The 17,256-nt window shown below is 54.9% G+C and carries 20 protein-coding genes; 15 read left to right on the top strand and 5 right to left on the bottom strand.

The features are described 5' to 3' along the window. Positions 1-2: 2 nt before the first annotated feature. The 12 genes from IMX17_RS09105 to IMX17_RS09050 all read left to right on the top strand — a co-directional run bounded on the left by IMX17_RS09105 (position 3) and on the right by IMX17_RS09050 (position 9,936). Entirely contained in the window at positions 3-2,477 is a 2,475-nt protein-coding gene (locus IMX17_RS09105) for a hypothetical protein (protein ID WP_193549637.1), read from the top strand. A gap of 12 nt (positions 2,478-2,489) precedes the next feature. Continuing rightward, entirely contained in the window at positions 2,490-2,636 is a 147-nt protein-coding gene (locus IMX17_RS09100; protein ID WP_193549636.1) for a hypothetical protein, read from the top strand. Between the two features lie 27 nt (positions 2,637-2,663). Further along, complete coding sequence (locus tag IMX17_RS09095) at positions 2,664-2,990, top strand: hypothetical protein (RefSeq protein WP_227414481.1); 327 nt, start codon at positions 2,664-2,666, stop codon at positions 2,988-2,990. Positions 2,991-3,043: 53 nt separating this feature from the next. Beyond that, the gene (locus tag IMX17_RS09090) at positions 3,044-3,541 is read left to right on the top strand and encodes a hypothetical protein (RefSeq protein ID WP_193549635.1); all 498 of its coding nucleotides are present in this window, start codon (positions 3,044-3,046) and stop codon (positions 3,539-3,541) included. A gap of 89 nt (positions 3,542-3,630) precedes the next feature. Then, positions 3,631-3,972 carry a hypothetical protein gene (locus tag IMX17_RS09085; RefSeq protein ID WP_019456267.1) on the top strand — a complete coding sequence of 114 codons (342 nt, stop codon included), beginning with the start codon at positions 3,631-3,633 and terminating at the stop codon, positions 3,970-3,972. Further along, complete coding sequence (gene terL / locus IMX17_RS09080; RefSeq protein ID WP_193549634.1) at positions 3,969-5,579, top strand: phage terminase large subunit; 1,611 nt, start codon at positions 3,969-3,971, stop codon at positions 5,577-5,579. Before IMX17_RS09085 ends, terL begins: the two co-directional genes overlap by 4 nt. A gap of 15 nt (positions 5,580-5,594) precedes the next feature. Next, positions 5,595-7,958, top strand: a complete 2,364-nt coding sequence (locus IMX17_RS09075) for a phage tail fiber protein (protein ID WP_193549633.1) — start codon at positions 5,595-5,597, stop codon at positions 7,956-7,958. 28 nt (positions 7,959-7,986) lie between these two features. Further along, positions 7,987-8,295 (top strand): hypothetical protein, encoded by a 309-nt coding sequence (locus IMX17_RS09070; protein WP_193549632.1) that lies wholly within the window; start codon positions 7,987-7,989, stop codon positions 8,293-8,295. A 2-nt stretch (positions 8,296-8,297) separates the two neighbouring features. Beyond that, positions 8,298-8,807, top strand: a complete 510-nt coding sequence (locus IMX17_RS09065) for a lysozyme (protein WP_193549737.1) — start codon at positions 8,298-8,300, stop codon at positions 8,805-8,807. Further along, on the top strand, positions 8,792-9,166 hold the full coding sequence (locus IMX17_RS09060) for a hypothetical protein (protein WP_193549631.1): 375 nt from the start codon (positions 8,792-8,794) through the stop codon (positions 9,164-9,166). The genes IMX17_RS09065 and IMX17_RS09060 overlap by 16 nt, the downstream gene beginning before the upstream one ends. Further along, positions 9,163-9,420, top strand: coding sequence for a hypothetical protein (locus tag IMX17_RS09055; protein ID WP_193549630.1), 258 nt, complete (start codon positions 9,163-9,165; stop codon positions 9,418-9,420). The genes IMX17_RS09060 and IMX17_RS09055 overlap by 4 nt, the downstream gene beginning before the upstream one ends. Positions 9,421-9,537: 117 nt before the next feature. Continuing rightward, the gene (locus tag IMX17_RS09050) at positions 9,538-9,936 is read left to right on the top strand and encodes a S24 family peptidase (RefSeq protein WP_164106103.1); all 399 of its coding nucleotides are present in this window, start codon (positions 9,538-9,540) and stop codon (positions 9,934-9,936) included. 354 nt (positions 9,937-10,290) lie between these two features. Here IMX17_RS09050 and IMX17_RS09045 read toward each other — a convergent pair whose 3' ends face one another. After that, the gene (locus tag IMX17_RS09045; RefSeq protein WP_033642641.1) at positions 10,291-11,631 is read right to left on the bottom strand and encodes an anaerobic C4-dicarboxylate transporter; all 1,341 of its coding nucleotides are present in this window, start codon (positions 11,629-11,631) and stop codon (positions 10,291-10,293) included. Between the two features lie 237 nt (positions 11,632-11,868). Here IMX17_RS09045 and IMX17_RS09040 point away from each other — a divergent pair, with 237 nt between their 5' ends. The 3 genes from IMX17_RS09040 (at position 11,869) to IMX17_RS09030 (ending at position 13,262) form a co-directional block, all read left to right on the top strand. Next, positions 11,869-12,321, top strand: a complete 453-nt coding sequence (locus IMX17_RS09040; RefSeq protein ID WP_182264716.1) for a PaaI family thioesterase — start codon at positions 11,869-11,871, stop codon at positions 12,319-12,321. Positions 12,322-12,463: 142 nt separating this feature from the next. After that, the gene (locus tag IMX17_RS09035) at positions 12,464-12,745 is read left to right on the top strand and encodes a hypothetical protein (RefSeq protein ID WP_033642643.1); all 282 of its coding nucleotides are present in this window, start codon (positions 12,464-12,466) and stop codon (positions 12,743-12,745) included. Then, positions 12,711-13,262, top strand: a complete 552-nt coding sequence (locus IMX17_RS09030; protein WP_033642644.1) for a hypothetical protein — start codon at positions 12,711-12,713, stop codon at positions 13,260-13,262. Before IMX17_RS09035 ends, IMX17_RS09030 begins: the two co-directional genes overlap by 35 nt. 56 nt (positions 13,263-13,318) lie before the next feature. On the opposite strand, the gene IMX17_RS09025 is transcribed toward IMX17_RS09030, so the two are convergent. From IMX17_RS09025 to IMX17_RS09010, 4 genes are all read right to left on the bottom strand, one after another. Continuing rightward, positions 13,319-13,588 carry a hypothetical protein gene (locus IMX17_RS09025; RefSeq protein WP_033642645.1) on the bottom strand — a complete coding sequence of 90 codons (270 nt, stop codon included), beginning with the start codon at positions 13,586-13,588 and terminating at the stop codon, positions 13,319-13,321. A 102-nt stretch (positions 13,589-13,690) separates the two neighbouring features. Then, positions 13,691-13,873 carry a hypothetical protein gene (locus IMX17_RS09020; RefSeq protein ID WP_139285535.1) on the bottom strand — a complete coding sequence of 61 codons (183 nt, stop codon included), beginning with the start codon at positions 13,871-13,873 and terminating at the stop codon, positions 13,691-13,693. Positions 13,874-13,969: 96 nt separating this feature from the next. Further along, the gene (proP, locus tag IMX17_RS09015) at positions 13,970-15,472 is read right to left on the bottom strand and encodes a glycine betaine/L-proline transporter ProP (RefSeq protein ID WP_004927916.1); all 1,503 of its coding nucleotides are present in this window, start codon (positions 15,470-15,472) and stop codon (positions 13,970-13,972) included. A gap of 414 nt (positions 15,473-15,886) precedes the next feature. Continuing rightward, entirely contained in the window at positions 15,887-17,254 is a 1,368-nt protein-coding gene (locus tag IMX17_RS09010; protein ID WP_046899244.1) for a TolC family protein, read from the bottom strand. Positions 17,255-17,256: the final 2 nt, after the last annotated feature.

Below are 17,256 nucleotides of genomic sequence, written 5' to 3'. Positions count from 1 at the left end.
TTATGAGAGACGAGTGCATTCAGGCGATCACCGCCGCATCACAGCGACCACTTACCGCCGCAGAAATAAAAGGGATTGAAGATCGCATCGTGAAAAATATGCGCAACCTCGCGCGTAACGATCCAGCCTCATGGCGCAATCTTAGCGAAGCGGAGCGCATGCAGCGCGCCGGGCAGATGGCGGCCAATGAATTGCAGCGAGAGGCTGCACTGAAAAAGCGGCGTGTTGCTTTAACCATTGCCGCGCGCCAACGCCTTGATAACTACATCAACAGCTACCAGGGCAAGGATGGAAAGCTCGAGGCGTTAAACCGCACCATAGCTTTTCACGCGGACGGCAAGGCTAATTTTCTTTCCGTTGAGTCGAGAACCAAGGCGACCCGCGATTATGCTCTGAGCCAGTTGGAGGAGCTTTTCGAAGCGATCGATCCGCGTTTCTTCCAGCTGCTCGAGGACAATCAAGGCGTGCGCGATCTGGTCTACGAGATGCGCGGGCAGGAAACAGGAAATCAGCGGGCGAAAAGAGGCGCCGAAGCGTGGCGACGTGTTGCAGAACTGCTGCGCCGGCGCTTCAACGATGCCGGCGGCGATGTAGGGTTCCTGGAGGATTGGGGGCTGCCGCAGCATCATTCCATGGAGAAGGTGGGCAAGGCGTCACAGGATGAATGGGTGGGCTTTGTCGTTGGGAAACTCGACCGCAATAAATATGTGAAAGAAAACGGCGAGATGATGAATGATGCGGAGCTTGCCGCGTTCCTGGGCGACGCCTACAAAACTATCGCCACTGGAGGTATGAACAAGCTTGGCGATAGCGGGCTGCGGGTTTCCGGCGCTCGGGCAAATCGCGGGAGTGCTGAACGGCAGATTCATTTTCGTGATGCCGAAACCTACCTCGAATACCAGCAGCGCTTTGGCGAAAAATCGATGTGGGATATTTTGGTAAATCACATTGATGGCGTGAGCAAGGATATCGCGCTGGTGGAAACCTACGGGCCCAACCCCGATCACGTATTCCGGTCTCTGCTGGATCAGCTGACCAGCGAGACAGCAAAGGCAAACCCGCAGCGGTCAGGGCGTATTAATCGCCTGCGTAACAGTACCGAGAGCCTTTACAATTTTGTTGCCGGAAAAACGCAACCCATCGCGAACCCACATATCGCGCGCTGGTCGGATAACGTCCGAAACTGGCTTGTTGCAACGCGGCTCGGTTCGGCGCTGATCTCTTCACTTTCGGATAATGGCACGATGTATCTTACCGCCAACGTGAACAATCTGCCCATGGCGCAGCTGTTGCGCAACCAGTTGGCAGCTATGAATCCGGCGAACAAAGAAGAGTTACGGCTTGCGCGCGGCGCCGGCCTATCGATGGAAACGCTGATCGGCAGCGTGAACCGCTGGGCGACCGACAACATGGGCCCGTCGGCGTCACGCTGGACGGCCAACGCGGTTATGCGCGCCAGCGGCCTGTCTGCCTGGTCGGATGCCCATAAACGCGCCTATGGTGTCACCATGATGGGCGGCGTGGGTAACCTGGTGCGCCAGCATGGCAGCCTTGGAAAAATCGCTGCTGATGATGGCCGGATCCTCAAAAGTAAAGGGATTACAGATCGTGACTGGGGTATTTGGCGTTTGGCTGAGCAAGAGGATTGGGGGAACGGCAATACAACCATGCTCACCCCGGAAAGTATCATGCGCATTCCGAATGAAAAACTCGAGGCATTTGGCAACCCTGAGCGCGTGAAGTTCGAGGTAATGCGCAAGCTTCTCGCCACTGTTTCCGAAGAGGTTGATATGGCGGTGATCTCGCCTGGCGCGCGGGAGCGGATGATCGCTGGTGCCGGCATGCAGCGAGGCACGGTTTCAGGGGAGCTTTGGCGCAGCCTGTTTCTGTTCAAATCATTTCCAATCTCGGTGATGATGCGCCATTGGTCGCGCGCAATGGGAATGCCATCAGCCGGCGGACGCGCTGCGTACCTCGCGACGTTCTTGGCCAGCACAACGATCTTGGGTGCTATGTCTCAACAGATTAGTGACCTGATCGCGGGCAAAAATCCCCGCGAAGCCTTTGGCGAAAAGGCGCCGCAGTTCTGGCTTAATGCATTGCTCAAAGGTGGTGGATTGGGGCTGTATGGGGATTTCCTGTTATCTGACCATACGCGCTATGGTTCCGGCGCCTTGGCATCAATGCTAGGACCAGTGGCGGGTTTGGTTGATGATGCGATCAAACTGGCGCAGGGTGTCCCGCTTAATGCCGTCGAGGGAAAACCCGAGCAGACAGGCGGTGATACTGTAAAATTTGTGAAAGGGCTGATACCCGGGCAAAACCTGTGGTACACAAAAGCTGTTTTGGATCATATGATATTCAACCAGATGCAAGAGTATTTCTCACCTGGCTATTTGCGCAGGATGGAAAAGCGATCTAAAAAAGAATTCAATCAAACATACTGGTGGCGCCCACAAGATAGATTGCCGCAATAAGGAAAATAAAGCATGCATCTAATCATCGGTGTTGTGGTATTCGCGTTAGTAATGTTGTGGCTTTATAGGAATGAAGTTTTTGATGAAGGTGAGTTTTTTGCGATCATGGTGCTTGCTGGGAGTGCTCTGGCTGGTTACTTAGGTACTAACAATTATTAGAAGGTTAATAATATCTTTGGAGAACAAATGAATCTTCACTTGTTGGCTAGCTCCTTGGCTATAGTATGTATTTTGCAAGCCCCCGGAGTACATGCATCTGTATATGGAGGATCAAATCTTAGTTACTCTGGCTATCCTGAATTTAATGATTTTCCACCATCAGCCCCATATGGTAATGACCAATATGCATGGGATAACTATAAACAGGAGGTTGAGGATTATGTGAGAAAGGCAAAGGAATATATCTCTTATGCTGACAATGATATGGAGAGAATTAATGAGGGAAAGCAAGCTGCGATTAGGAAAGCTAATAATGCTGTAGAGGAGTATAATAGAAGTGTGAAAGGTTATTAACGAAAGGTATACTGTGTTCTTCTTAGCTAACTTTACTTTTATTTGAGGTGCTCGTGTCAATTATAACAAACCCAGTCATCTATGATGTACTAAAAAGAATGATAATTTCATCACTGCCTATGGGGGATGTAATTTACAAAGCAGTTGAAGTGTCTGGTGAGGCGGTTAAATCGGCTGAGGGAAAAAACATTAATGAATTTGCTTTGGAAGTAAGAAAGCAAGAGATGCAGATGGAGTTTGCACAGCATCAAGCAAAAGTATCACAGGAGCTTGCTATTGCTAATAGAATAAATAACGCCTCAGAGGTTGAAATTGAAGAGTTTTATGAGTCAGTTGGGAAAGGGAAAGGAGGGTTGGGTATTGACAGTGTGGATGGAATAACACTTGGGGCTTCTGGGGAGGCACATCGAGTTACCCGACGGATTTACAGGTTTAAAGGAAATGCAGGTCAAGCTAGTGAATTGGTATCCCAACAATTGGGTGATGAAATTGAAAAGATTGTAAAAATAGAGAGTGAAGAAAAATTGAGAAAAACGAAAAAAACACAATAAGCAGAATAAATTCCAAAGAAGCACTAAGGTCAGGAAACCGACCAACCATCCGCCACATCATAGCCCCATGACAACCATGGGGCTTTTTTATGCACAACGATTACAAAACCCGCCTTACCGCGCTGAGTGACAAGTTAACCGACGTCGTGCTCGAGGAAGCCGACCCGGATACCTGGCCGGGCGCCGACAAACCACTAGACAAACACACGAAGCAGGAGCGCGGCGATCGCTACTGGTGCAAGAAGAACGCGGCGGCGTCGCTCACGCTGCTGGTGAAGGTGCATTCGCTGATCGGCATGCACACGCGCGGCGGTACGCCGAAAGACGGCGACGAGCCGGACGACGAAGCGTTTCGCCTCGGGCAGCAGGTATCTGCCGCTGAGCGCGCGGCGCAGGAAGTTCTCGACCGTATCCAGCAGCGGAAAAAATGATTTCGTTCGTCGCATTTTTCATCATATGGGCGGAGCGGATGGGGTGGGATGTTCCCGACTGCCATTACCGCGCCTGCCACTGGCTCGAGCACCGCGGCGATCTGGCGGTGCTTCGCTGTTTCCGTGGCTTCGGTAAATCCACAATTCTGGCGGTGTATAACGCCTGGCGGTATTACCAGAATCGCCAATACCGAATCCTGCACCAGTCCGAAGCCGATGGCACCGCGTACAAAACCAGCCGCGACACGCAGAACGTGCTGCGCAATCACCCGCTGACGCGTGGCATGCTGCCGGACGGACAGGGAACCGTCGAGCAATGGTGGGTTAACGGCTCGCTGGATATGCGTAACGGCAGCATGTACGCAAAAGGAATCCTGTCTAACGTCACCTCGGCCCGCGCCGACGAGTGCCAAAACGATGACGTCGAAGTTCCGCGAAACATCCAGACGCCGGAGGCGCGCGAGAAACTTCGCTACCGCCTCGGCGAGCAAACGCACATCCTCGTGCCCGGCGGCCGCAAGCTGTTCATCGGCACGCCGCACACCCACGACAGCCTATACGATGAGGTCGAAGCCATGGGCGCCGACTACCTGACGATCAAGCTTTTCGAGAAAGAGCACCGCATCGATGAAAAACAAGCGACGGCGCGCAGCTACGCGTTGCCGTTCCGGCCGGAATACGTCTTTGTCGGCATGCACATCGGAGCGCGTCTGCTCGCCGAGGGCGTCGATTATCAGCTGACGGCCACAGGTATCACCTTCGCTGAGCCGCCAGGAACGACGGTGGACTGCTACGCCGAATGTGCATGGCCAGAGCGGTTCACGCCGGCAGAGATGGAGAAGCGCCGGCAGGAAACTCGCACGGTCAACGAATGGGACAGCCAGTACCAGCTGCACAGCAAACCGATCGGTGAATCCCGTCTCGACCCTGAGCGCATCCGCGAGTACAACGTGCAGCCGGAAATCCGGTACGCGAACCGCACAGCCTCGATGTGGCTGGGCAGCCAGCAGATTGTTGGCGCTGTCGCCTGGTGGGACGTGGCTACCGGCAAAGCAAAAGCGGATGCCAGCGCCTTTTCTCTGGTGCTGACCGACTCGCGCGGGCACCTGTACTGGCATGTATGCCAGGAGCTGATCGGCGATCTGGCCGAGTTCGACGAGCGAGACAAAATCACCGGCGGCCAGGTTGTGCAGATCCGTGAGCTGGTGATCCGGTACCAGATACCGCAGGTGGTGGTTGAGGTAAACGGACCCGGTAGCTTTGCTGGCAAGCTGCTCCGCCAGGCGCTGAAAGGTACCGGCTGCGGTGTCCGTGAAGAATTCACCATAACCAACAAGCAAAAACGCATCCTCGATGCATTCGAGGCGCCGCTGTCGTCCCGTTTCCTGTGGGCGCATAGCGACGTGCTCGACGGGCCGGCTTACGACCAAATGCGAGATTTCAACCCGGCGGTAACCAATCAGCCGGACGACTTTATCGACTCTGGTGCGGGGGCTATCAGCGAAACGCCGGTGCGCATCGGTAAATTGGTCGGGAAACCGACCGCTCAGGGGCGGGAAGATTGGCAGCCAACAGATGGCGATCATGAGGTCGCAGTAGACTATTAAAACCGAGGTTGCCTTATGTCGGTACCTAACCAGACCCCATACAACATTTACACAGCCAACGGCCTGACAACTGTTTTCCCCTACGAGTTTTACCTGCTGAATGCCGGTGATTTGGCCATATCTCTAAACGGTTCGGTGATCACCTCCGGCTATACGATTTCTGGCGTTGGCAACGTTGACGGCGGCGAGGTTTCATTCCTAACGCCGCCAGCGAACGGCGTTACCGTCATGCTTGAACGAGTGATCCCTACCTACCGCCTGACCGACTACCAGGACAACGGCGATCTGCTGGCAGATACCGTAAACAAGGATTTCGACCGCTTATGGATGGCCATTCAGCAGGCGTTTATCTACCTCGGACTGGCGCTGACGCGCCCGTTGCTTGGTGGCCCGTTCAATGCAAAGGGGTACCGTATCGAAAATCTGGGCGATCCAGTGAATGGGCAGGACGCAGTAACAAAGAGCTGGTACCAGCAGCAAAACACGCTTTCGCTTTCTCGCGTGCTGCGTGTTCCTGATTCGACAATTTCATCGCTTCCATACGTTGCCGGCCGCCGAAATCAACTCGTTGGTTTCAATGCCCAGGGAGACGCGGTTACGGTGCCGGTTGTATCAGACTCCACCGCCGAGGTGTTTTTAAAACTGCAGGATTACGACGGCTATAAGTTCATCGGCAGAGTGCCTAATTATTCTGCGCTGCGTGCTATTGAGCCGGGTAATGATCTGCAAAAAATTGAGGTCATTAACCGAGTATCCGGCAACCGCTGGGGCGGTGGTATTTTTAATGCTGATATGAACGATAGTACGACGCCGGATGATGGCGGTGTTGTCATTGTCACAGCTGGCGGCCGCCGCTGGAAGCGGCAATTTGAAGGGGATGTAATTCATCTCGTTTGGTTCAAAACCTCGGCGAATACCTGGGATGACGCTTGGACGAATGCGATTGCGTACGCATCAAACACGGCCAATGACACCGTGCGTAAAATAGTTCTGCCAGCTGGCAATGTTGGGCCAATGACGCGGCCAGTTATTTTTACCCCAACGCTGGGTTGGTACATCGAGGGGATTGGCGGTAATGGCCAGAAGGGCACCACGCTGTTATTCAACATCCCTCAATCGGCTGGTTATGCAGACTATGGTGCGTTGCACCACTTCCCACCAAATTTTGTTGAACAATTTTCACTGAAAAACGTAAATATTTCAGGTGCCGCTACCACTATCGCGCAACCAGGCGATGAGGCTGGATGGGCATTTACTCATGCAGTTGTTTGCCGGGCGGGTAACTCGACGTGGTTCGACGTCAGTATGCTAAATTTCCGTGGTTCGCTGATGCTCGATAACTCGTTCGATTGCTCATTTTATCGCGTCAGCACCTACGCAATGGGGCGGATGAAACCCGGCTATTCGTATGATGATCCTGCGGCCGTTGGAAACCGAGAAGCATGCGAAACAGCGCCAGTTATGTTTTACAGCACACGCACCGGGGATGCATGTAACAACCTGCGTTTCTATGATGGTTCATGTGAATTGCAAAACGTGACGCCATTTGTTTGGGCTAAATCTGGTATCGATCTGCACATTGTTAGAATGCACGCAGAGCGCCCAGGGCGTTCAAATATGGCACCATTCTTACCTATGGGTGCTTTTGCACGCGTTGACGACGCGGAACTATTTATAGATGGTTCCGCATTGCAGCCTAACTTTATAAACTCGATAGAGTACGGTAATTCATCGCAGATCGTTTTATCAAACATGCAACGATTCGCTGGAAACATTATCAGGAATCCACTAGTTCCATCGCGTGCAGGCACATTGCGTATTCGAGCAACAAATATTATTGCTGGGAGTGTTGTTCTGCCGAATTCTCAAACTCAAGATGTTCAGTTTGCAAACTGCATAATTGGTAATGTTACCGCTTATTCTAACTCTGGGATTCGTAGCTTTGTTGGGTGCAAAATGACAAGTATGACAATATTTGGTATTTCCGCACCGCTCGGCTCTGATTACGGAACGCAAATAATCGGCGGCTCAATATCTGGTAATTTCTCCGGCGATGCTACAGCTCAGCGCGTAACGCTACAAGGAACTTATGTTGCTGGTAGCGTGACATACCTCGGCAACAACAGCCGCATTGAACCGTCGTTCGTTGGTGGGGCAGAAAACTATGCGAACGCTGGTACGAACCATATTAATTCACCTAATGGGCCGCAAACGTATTATGTGAACACTGACATTTCGGAAGTTGTTGGCTCAATTATTAAAGGTTCATATATATATCGCAAAAATGCGGTTTCTGGTGAGCCTATGGGGTGGATTTGCACAAATACCGGGCCTAGTGGTGGTGGTGGTACTTTCACTAAATTACCAAACCTTCCATAAATTAATATGCCCTCAAGGGGGTGAGGCCATGAAAATGAATGATCAACAGGCAATAAATTTTATGACTCGCGTTTTCGGCGTGCTGGCAACTATAGCCAGCGCGCTGGGGATTTCTACTCAGGAATTGGTTTATATGATTTTCGCTGCTGTCGGGGCGATTGTCACTGTGTTGTCGTTCGTATTTGGCCGCATAGATGCCCGTGCGAAACGTAGGCAGGAAGAGCGCCGCACTAAGCTCTATGAGGATTATTTAGGGAAGCGCAGCGGTAGGGCAGACTCCTCTGTTGACGAGGCTGATCGGTATACGCCGCTGCCAGGTGGGGAGAGTGAAGCGTGAGCATATCAAAAAAGACAGGCGCCGCTGGCGCCGTCTGTTCTGTTGCGGTGATCATTGGTCTGGTGCTGTCTAACGGTGAGGTAAAAACCAGTCGCGCCGGCCTTGAGCTGATCGGTAACGCCGAGGGATGCCGTCGAGAGCCATACAAATGCCCGGCTGATGTTTGGACGGATGGGGTCGGGAATACGCACGGCGTTAAACAAGGCGTGCGCAAGACAGAACAGCAGATCGCCGCTGACTGGCAAAAGAACATCCTGTCGGCTGAGCGGTGCGTTACCAACTATGCCGCCGGTGACAAACTGCAGCAGGGGGCCTTCGATGCGGCGGTGAGCATCACGTTTAATGCCGGCTGTGCGGCAATGCAGAAATCGACGATGTTCCGCCTGTTCCGTCAGGGCGATGTAGCGGCCGCCTGCGAGCAGTTCCCGCGCTGGGTGTATGCCGGCGGCGTAAAGCTCAACGGCCTGGTGATCCGCCGTGACAAGGAGCGCGCACTATGTCTGGCAAAATAACGTCTGTGGTGGTGATTTTGCTGGCTCTGGCGGCCGTTGTCGGCGCTGGCGCATGGTTGGCAGCTCGACACTACCAGCCGACTATTGACCGCCTCAATGAGGCGCTGACTCAGAGTAAGGATGCTGGTCGGCAACAGGCAGCGACGATCGATAGCCAGAACGCAGGCATAACGGAGTTGCAACGCAAACAGAAAGAGATGGAAGCCAAGGCCAGGGCGGAGCAGGAAAAAGCCCGCATAGAGGCTCAGAGCGATTATGAGAGGGCTAACGCAGTTATGGCCGAGCGAACCACGGGCGAAGCGTGCGCCGCCGCATCAGCCGCTTTTGACGCAGAGCTGCGCCGGGAGCGTGCACAATGAAACGGCTGATCGTTATCGCCTCAATTGCTCTGGTCGGCTGCGCGAGTGCGCCACCGGCACCGTCATATGTCGAGGTCAAAGTTCCGATCGCCGTGCCATGCAAAACTGCTGACGTCGCGCGCCCGGCGTTCGCTGTTGACCAGTTGCCGATCGGCGCTCCCATCGACGAGCAAATGCGTGCGCTGCGAGCTGAGCGTCACCAGCGGATCGGCTATGAGCGCGAGCTGTTGGCGGCTAACGAATCCTGCAAATAACTTTCTTTCCTGCCCGATCATCATCATAGCGTCAGTGAACAGTTTGGCGCTTTCCCATCGCTCCTACGCATGATTATACTGTATGTATGTACAGTATTTGTTGTGAGGTAAAACACCATGGGAATGATGCCAAAATTTGCTAGCCCGGCAGCAGACTACGTTGAGCGCCGCTTGAGCCTCGATGAGATCTGCATATCCAAGCCCAGCGCAACGTATTTGCTGCGTGCGGCTGGTCAGGCGCTGGCGGTCGGTATCCACGCAGATGCTTTGCTCGTTGTCGACTCATCGGCTACGCCGGTGCACGGCAGTATTATCGTTGCTGCCGAAGAGGGAGTGCATGTGCTGCGCCGGCTTCGGCTATACCCGAACCGCGCGCTCGAATTTCTGGATGGATCCGGCCGTGAGAAGGAAATCGGGTATGAAGATAGCGAGGAGGGGATCGAAGTGTTCGGCGTTGTTATCTGGGCGGTGAACGACATGCGAACCTGCGAATGGGACGATCTGCCTGTTATTTGATGGGGCGCCGTGCATAACTATCTGCTTATCTGTTCCTAAAATGGCTATGCGCGGCCGCATTGTGCAATGATCTGAATTTTCACTGTGTTAGGATCTTCAATGTTAACTAATTGATATATAAGATTAACAAGATGAATTTAAAATCCCTCGGCTTATGGCTGTGCGGGTTCAAGTCCCGCCCCGGGTACCAGGGAACGAAAATACCGAATAATCAAAGCAATAAGTAGTAATGTCGTAGACCGCCGAGAGGCGGTTTTTTTGTGCCTGAAATTCGCATTACGCCTGCATTTTTTTCCTTTCTTGTCTTGCCGCCACCCTGCCTGCAGGGAGCCCCGCAGGGCTCCACAGTACAGATCATAAGAAACCGAACGCCGCGGCGAGGATCCAGCCGAAGACGCAGGAGACGCTGACGCCGATCAGGCCCGGTAGAATGAAGCTGTGATTGATCACGAAGCGGCCGATGCGGGTGGTGCCGGAGCGGTCGAACTGAATTGCCGCCAGGTCGCTGGGGTAGGTCGGCAAAATATAATAACCGTAGCAGGCCGGCGCCGAAGCGACGATATAGGCCGGGTTGACGCCGATCGCCAGCGCCACCGGCACCAGCGCCGCCAGCGCGGCAGCCTGCGAATTGACGAATTTCGACACCAGCAGCAGGATCAGCGCATAGGCCCAGGGGTACTCTTTCACCAGCACGCCCAGCGTGGCTTCTATCTGCGTCAGGTGCGCGCCGAACATGGTTTCCGCCATCCAGGCGACGCCATACACCGCCACGATGGCAATCATGCCGGAACGGAACACCTCGTTTTTAGAGATAGACGCCGGGTTGGTGCGGGTAATGATGACGATCAGCGCCCCAGCCATCAGCATGCACATCTGGATCACCAGGACCATGGAAAGTGGCTTGCCACCGAAGCTGGGCCGCAGGTCGGAAAAGGCCCCCAGCACCGCCACCAGGGCGATAGTGGCGAGGAAAATCCACATGGCGATCCAGTTGCTGCGCGGCAATACCCGGTCCAGCAGGGTGGCGGCGTCGCCATAGACGTAGCGATGGTTCTCCGGCACCGAGATGAATTTCTGGAACTCGGGATCTTTGTCCAGGTCTTTGCCGCGGAACCAGCTGAAGATACCGATCGCCAGAATGCCGCACAGGGTGGAAGGAATGGTGATCGACAGCAGATCGAGGAATTCCAGATGGCGGCCATTGAAGGTGTAGCTGCTGAGCATCGCCACCAGTGAAACGACAGCCACCGAGACCGGGCTGGCGATAATGCCCATCTGCGCGCCGATCGAGCTGGCTGCCATCGGCCGTTCCGGGCGGATGTTATTTTTGATCGCCACGTCATAGATGATCGGCAAGATGGTGTACACCACATGGCCGGTGCCGCAAAGAATAGTGAGAATGCAGGTGACGAACGGCGCGATGATCGAGACATATCGCGGGTTGCGCCGCAGCATCCGCTCGGCGATCTGGAGCATGACGTCCAAGCCGCCTGAGGCCTGCAGGGTGGCGGAGGCCGCCACCACCGCGATGATCACCAGCATCACGTCTACCGGCGGTTTGCCGGGCTGCAGGTGAAAGCCGAACACCAGAATCATCAAACCAATACCGCCCAGTAACCCCAGCGCAATGCCGCCCTTACGCGCCCCATACAGCAGGCATGCCAATATCACCGCTAATTGCAGAAAGAAATCCATGATAGATACGCCTTAATAATGTTGAACTTAACTGCGTTCAGTTTCCGGCGGCGTTTACAGCAGAAAGTTGTTTTAAATCTAAAGGCATTAATAAATTATGGTTATTAACCTTAAAGAGTGATGTCGGTCACATTCAAAGAACATGGAGAGCGGGCGGAAAGCGGCATCAGCACGAAAAAGCAAGCCAAGAGGTCAGACCTCTCCTATGTGACGGATTTACCACCAGAGGAGAGAGTTATGGATCCGACAAAAATGACGGGGCTGGCGTTATTACAGGCAGCGATGGCCGGCAAAATTCCACCGGCTTCGATCGCTGAAACGGTGCCCATGAAACCGGCCGCAGTTGAAGAGGGATATATCCGCATCGTGGCGCGGGCCGACGAACGCCACCTTAACCCGCTGGGCGGCGTTCATGGCGGCTTCGCCGCCACGGTTTTGGACTCGGTGACCGGTTGCGCGGTGCACAGTACGCTGGGCGCAGGGACGGGTTATGGCACCGTCGATCTGCAGGTGAAAATGTTGCGCCCGGTGCCGAAGGAGGTTGATCTGATCGCCGAGGGGCGTCTGGTCTATGCGTCGAAAAACGTCGCTTTCGCGGAAGGCACGCTCAAAACGGCGGAAGGAAAACTGCTGGCTTCGGCAACCGCCACTTGCTTTATCATTCGCCCTACCGAACAGCCGCCGCAATAACCTGCCATTTATCAGGCCCCGGTTCTCCCATCCGGGGCCTGATGCATTTCTCTGTCGGCTGCACCGATCGCCGCGATACGGCTGCAGGCGCGATGCGTCATTGTGGTCTAGTATTCTTGGGTAAAAATTTATCGGGGTGAGTATGCAGCCGTATAAAGAGGTTGAGTTTGATCATGAGCTTTGTCTGGCGATCGGCAGAGCCGTATTGGACGTGGTAGCGCAAGGGGAAGAAACCAGCGCGACGTCGGTGATGAGCGCCATTGAGCGGGCGGTGGAACAGGGGCTGAACGACGACGACACCGCCGTTGCCGACGACGCGCTGGATTTGATGGCTCGTCTCATTCACGGCTGCGGATTTATTAATCTATCGGGTGAAGAGGAGACTTCCCATGCATTGGTTGAATTTCAAGCGCTACAAGAGTGACGTCGCCAAACAGGCCGTGCCGCCGCATCTGAATGCCGCTGAATTTGCGCGGCATTATGCCGATAAGCCGCAGGAGAATACGGAAGAGTATCTTTCGCTCAGCGGGGAGATGTGTTGGGATGCGGTGGTGCTGTGCGCCCACCGTTCCGGCGCGCTCAGTAAGGCGAAATACAAGCAGCTGTGGCTGACGGTGTTCGATAAGCAGTACAAACATTTCGTCAGCCCTGACGATACCGAGATCCGCACCATGGCGGATATGCTGCGCGCCCCGCAGGGATGTTTTATCGGGATATTCTCCATGCGCGACGCGGCCTCGCCCCGATTGCTGCATGCCATGATCGGCACCGGCGCGGGATTTGCCGCAGGCAATAAAAATCTTTGCATCGGCGTGGGAGGCGCGGTCGGCTGGGAAAATCTCAACCTGGCGCGCGATCTGCGCTGGCAGCCGGAAGGCGGCTTTTTACGCCAGGGCGACAGTGAAGTGCTGCGTATTTTTTATCGGCCTTTCCCCGCCTGAAACGGTCCGGACGCTTTTTCGGGTAAAAAAACCGCCGTTGGGCGGTTTTTTGCGTCTTATTTGAACCCGCCGCTGCGGATGAAGTCGAGACCGGCGGCGGTGATCCGCGTTTGGTGCGGATCGATATCATAGTTGTTCTCGTCGATGTCGCTCATCACGTAGGCCTGTATCAACCCCTTGGTTTTGAGATAGGCGAAGGGATCTGCGAAGGCGTGCGGGCTGGTGGCGTCCTGCTTCCACAGTTCGTAAGTTTTCTCATCCAGCGTGCCGGGATGATTGGCGGCCAGTCGGGTCAGGATCTGATTGTAGAACACATAGTCGGTCATGATGCGGTCCTCTTTATCGCGAGCGACAGTCTCGGAAAATGACGTAACCTCTATCAATCATAGTCGATGTTTGCTCATCGCCCGTGTTACCGCGTACGCAGGCTATCCTCGTTGGCTTTCAATCCAGTGAAACAGACGCGAAATGGTGAAGGTGATATCGCCGATGTTGAACAGTGCGCCGAGCCACAGGGTTAGCATAACCAGGATGCCAATGATGACGGGAAGATCCATCTTGCTCATGATCAGGTGCTTCATCAATAAAGAGTGTGGTTCAAAGCGTATCATCAATCCTGATTGTCATAAAATGCGCTGCGCATTGTTTCGCGTGAAACCCATGTAAAAAAGCCACCCAAGCGGGTGGCTTTTGCCTTTCAGCGCCGATCAGTCCAGCTTGGGATGCTGGTCGATCAGGATCTGTTTTTTCTTTTCCAGTTCGGCGATCTGCGCGTTGATGTCCTCGACTTTCTGTTCGATGTTGTCGTAGGTCTCCTGCAGCAGCTCTTTCGCTTCGGTACGGTCAGACGCCGCCGGCGTCGCGCCGCGTAGTGGCTTGTTAGCAGTTTCTTTCATGTACAGACCGGTGATAAGACCGATCACCGCAACAACCATCAGGTAGTAGGCCGGCATGTACAGGTTGCCGGTCGCCTCCACCAGCCAGGCGGCGGCGGTTGGCGTTGCACCGGCGATCAGCACCGAAATGTTGAACGAAATCGCCAGCGCGCTGTAGCGAATGTGCGTCGGGAACATCGCCGGCAGGATGGAGGCCATCACCCCGGTGAAGGAGTTGAGCAGCACCGCTAGCACCAGCAGGCCGACGAAAATCAGGCCGATGACGTTGCTGTTGATCAGAATGAAGCACGGGATCGCCAACGCCAACAGGCCGATGCTGCCGCCGATGATAAACGGCTTACGGCCGATGCGGTCACTGGTCAGGCCGATCACCGGCTGCACGAACAGCATGCCGATCATGATGGCGATGATGATCAGAACGCCGTGATCTTCCGAGTAGTGCAGGTTATGCGACAGGTAGCTCGGCATGTAAGTCAGCAGCATGTAATAGGTCACGTTGGTGGAAATCACGATACCGACGCACACCAGCAAACTTTTCCAGTGTTTGGCCGCGATCTCTTTGAACGAGGTCTTTGGCGGATTTTCGATGGCGTTGCGATCCTCTTTCTCCATCTTGTCCACGTGCTGCTGGAACGCCGGGGTTTCTTCCAGCGCATGGCGCAGGTAGAGACCGATCAGGCCCAGCGGCGCGGCGATGAAGAACGGGATACGCCAGCCCCAGTCGAGGAAGTTGGCTTCGCCGACGATACTGGAGATCAGCACCACTACGCCTGCGCCCATCACAAAGCCGGCGATGGAGCCGAAGTCCAGCCAGCTGCCCATAAAGCCGCGTTTGCGGTCCGGTGAGTATTCGGCGACGAAGATCGCCGCACCGGAATATTCGCCGCCGACGGAGAAGCCTTGCGCCAGTTTGGCCAGCAGCAGCAGGATCGGCGCCCAGATGCCGATCGACGCATAGGACGGGATCAGGCCGATACAGAAGGTGCTGACCGCCATGATGATAATGGTGACCGAGAGCACTTTTTGACGGCCGAACTTGTCGCCCATGGCGCCGAAGAACAGACCGCCGAGCGGACGCACCAGGAAGGGGACGGAGAAGGTCGCCAGCGCGGCGATCATTTGTACGCCGGGAGAGGCGCCGGGGAAGAAGACCTGGCCAAGCGCATAGGCGACAAAGCCGTATACGCCGAAGTCGAACCATTCCATTGCGTTGCCGAGGGCCGCGGCGGTAATGGCTTTCTTGAGTTTGCTGTCATCGATGATGGTGATGTCGTTAATGTGCATCGGTTTATGTCGTTTTTTTCTTAACTTCATATAATCATCCCTTAATGAATTATTCGTTGTTCGTGAAAGCGTAATCTCCGTTCACTGTTGTTTTCGAGTTATCAAATCGGCTAATCGAATCGCGGTTCAAGACGATTCATTATCCACATTTAAGTTGGGATGTGGATCACAAAATAGCGTCGCTCATGCCGATGTTATGTCATTTAGGTGACTAATTATTTTGTATCTATAGCTTAACGTTATATCTTGCGGCGATCAAATCCAGCAGTTTAACTTAAGTGTTTGCACCGATTTGGTGCGAGAATGGTCTGATAATTGTACGATGTGGCGATTTTTCGTCTGATTGACGATGCTTCAAGTATAGAGAGTGCGGGAGATAAAACAGGAAAAATTGATGTGTTCGCCGCTAAAAAAACGCCTGGCCGGGTGGCCAGGCCGCTGAGATTACGGCGCCGATGAACCGCCGAATTCGAGATAGATTTTCGCCAGATTCTGGTACTGCGCGAAGCGGTTTTCATCCACCGCCAGTTCCGCCTGACGGCGCTGTTCCTGAGCATTCAGCCAGTCGGTAATGGTGACGGCGCCCTGTCGGTAACGCACCTCGTTCAACCGCTCCGATTTTCGCGCCAACGCCAATGAGGCGCGCAACTGCGTCTCCTGCGCCAGCAGCTGCGTGCGCAGTGACAGCGCGTTATTCACATCGCCCATCGCTTTATACAGCGCCTGCTTGAAGGCCAGAACTTGCTGTTCATAGTCGTTGCGGGCGATCTTGATCTCCACGCCCATTTGGCGCCACTGCAGGAACGGCAGCGTCAGGCCGGCGCTGAGGCTGCCCGTCGGGTTGCGCAGGAATTCCAGCAGCGCGCTGCTGCTGGCGCCCAGTGAACCGGTCAGGCTGAACGCAGGATAGTATTGCAGACGTTTTTCATCGACGTTGGCCAGGGCGGCGCGCAACCGCAGCTCTTGAGCGCTGAGATCCGGACGACGGCTCAGGACGCTGGCGGGAATGCCGGTGTTGATCTGCGGCATCGCCGTCGTCGGCAGGCGCGCGGGCGCGATGGTGGCCTGGCCTGATGGCGCGCCCAGCAGCACCGCCTGCTCGTTCAGCGCCTGTTGACGATCGTGTTGTAACGCCACCAGGCTGCGTTCCTGCGTCAGCAAGTTTTGTTCCGCATTCACTACGTCCAGCGCCGAGATGCTGCCGGCCTGATAACGGGCGTTGGCCAACCGCAACGTCGTTTTGGCATAGGCGATGCTCGCCTGGCTGACGCTGATTTGTTGATTGAGAAAACCGATGCGCCAGTAGTTGGTGGCGGCGTCGGCCAACAGCTTCAGGCGCGCCGCCTGCAGATCCTGCACGGAAGCCTGGCTGCTCCACTCGGCCGCGTCGCGCTGGCGCGCCAGCTTGCCCCACAGATCGACCTCATAGCTGGTGGTGAGCGACGCGTTGCTGGTTTTATTCCACGCGGAGGACTCGGACAGCGGGCGATTAATGCCGCTGCTTAATGAGGCGCTGACGCCGGGCGCGGTGCTGATGCCGACGCGTTCCGCCTCGAGCCGCGCGCGGTAAACGCGCAGCACGGCGGCGGCCAGATCGTTATTGCTCGCCATCACCTGTTGCAGCCAACGATCGAGCTCGGGATCGTGGAAATCGCGCCAGTCGAACGGCGTCGGCGCGGCGTTGTCGGCAGCGTATTGCCAGCCCGCAGGATAGTTGACCTGCGGCGCCCGGTAGTCGCTTTTCAGGGCATTGCCGCAGCCGGCGGTGAGCAGAGCGGCGAGGCTTAACGCCAGGGGAGATAAAATTTTCATGG

Source organism: Serratia sp. X3, assembly GCF_014982455.1.
Lineage (GTDB): Bacteria > Pseudomonadota > Gammaproteobacteria > Enterobacterales > Enterobacteriaceae > Serratia > Serratia ureilytica.
The sequence above is the reverse complement of the archived record's forward strand: the minus strand, read 5'-3'. Positions and strand labels throughout refer to the sequence as shown.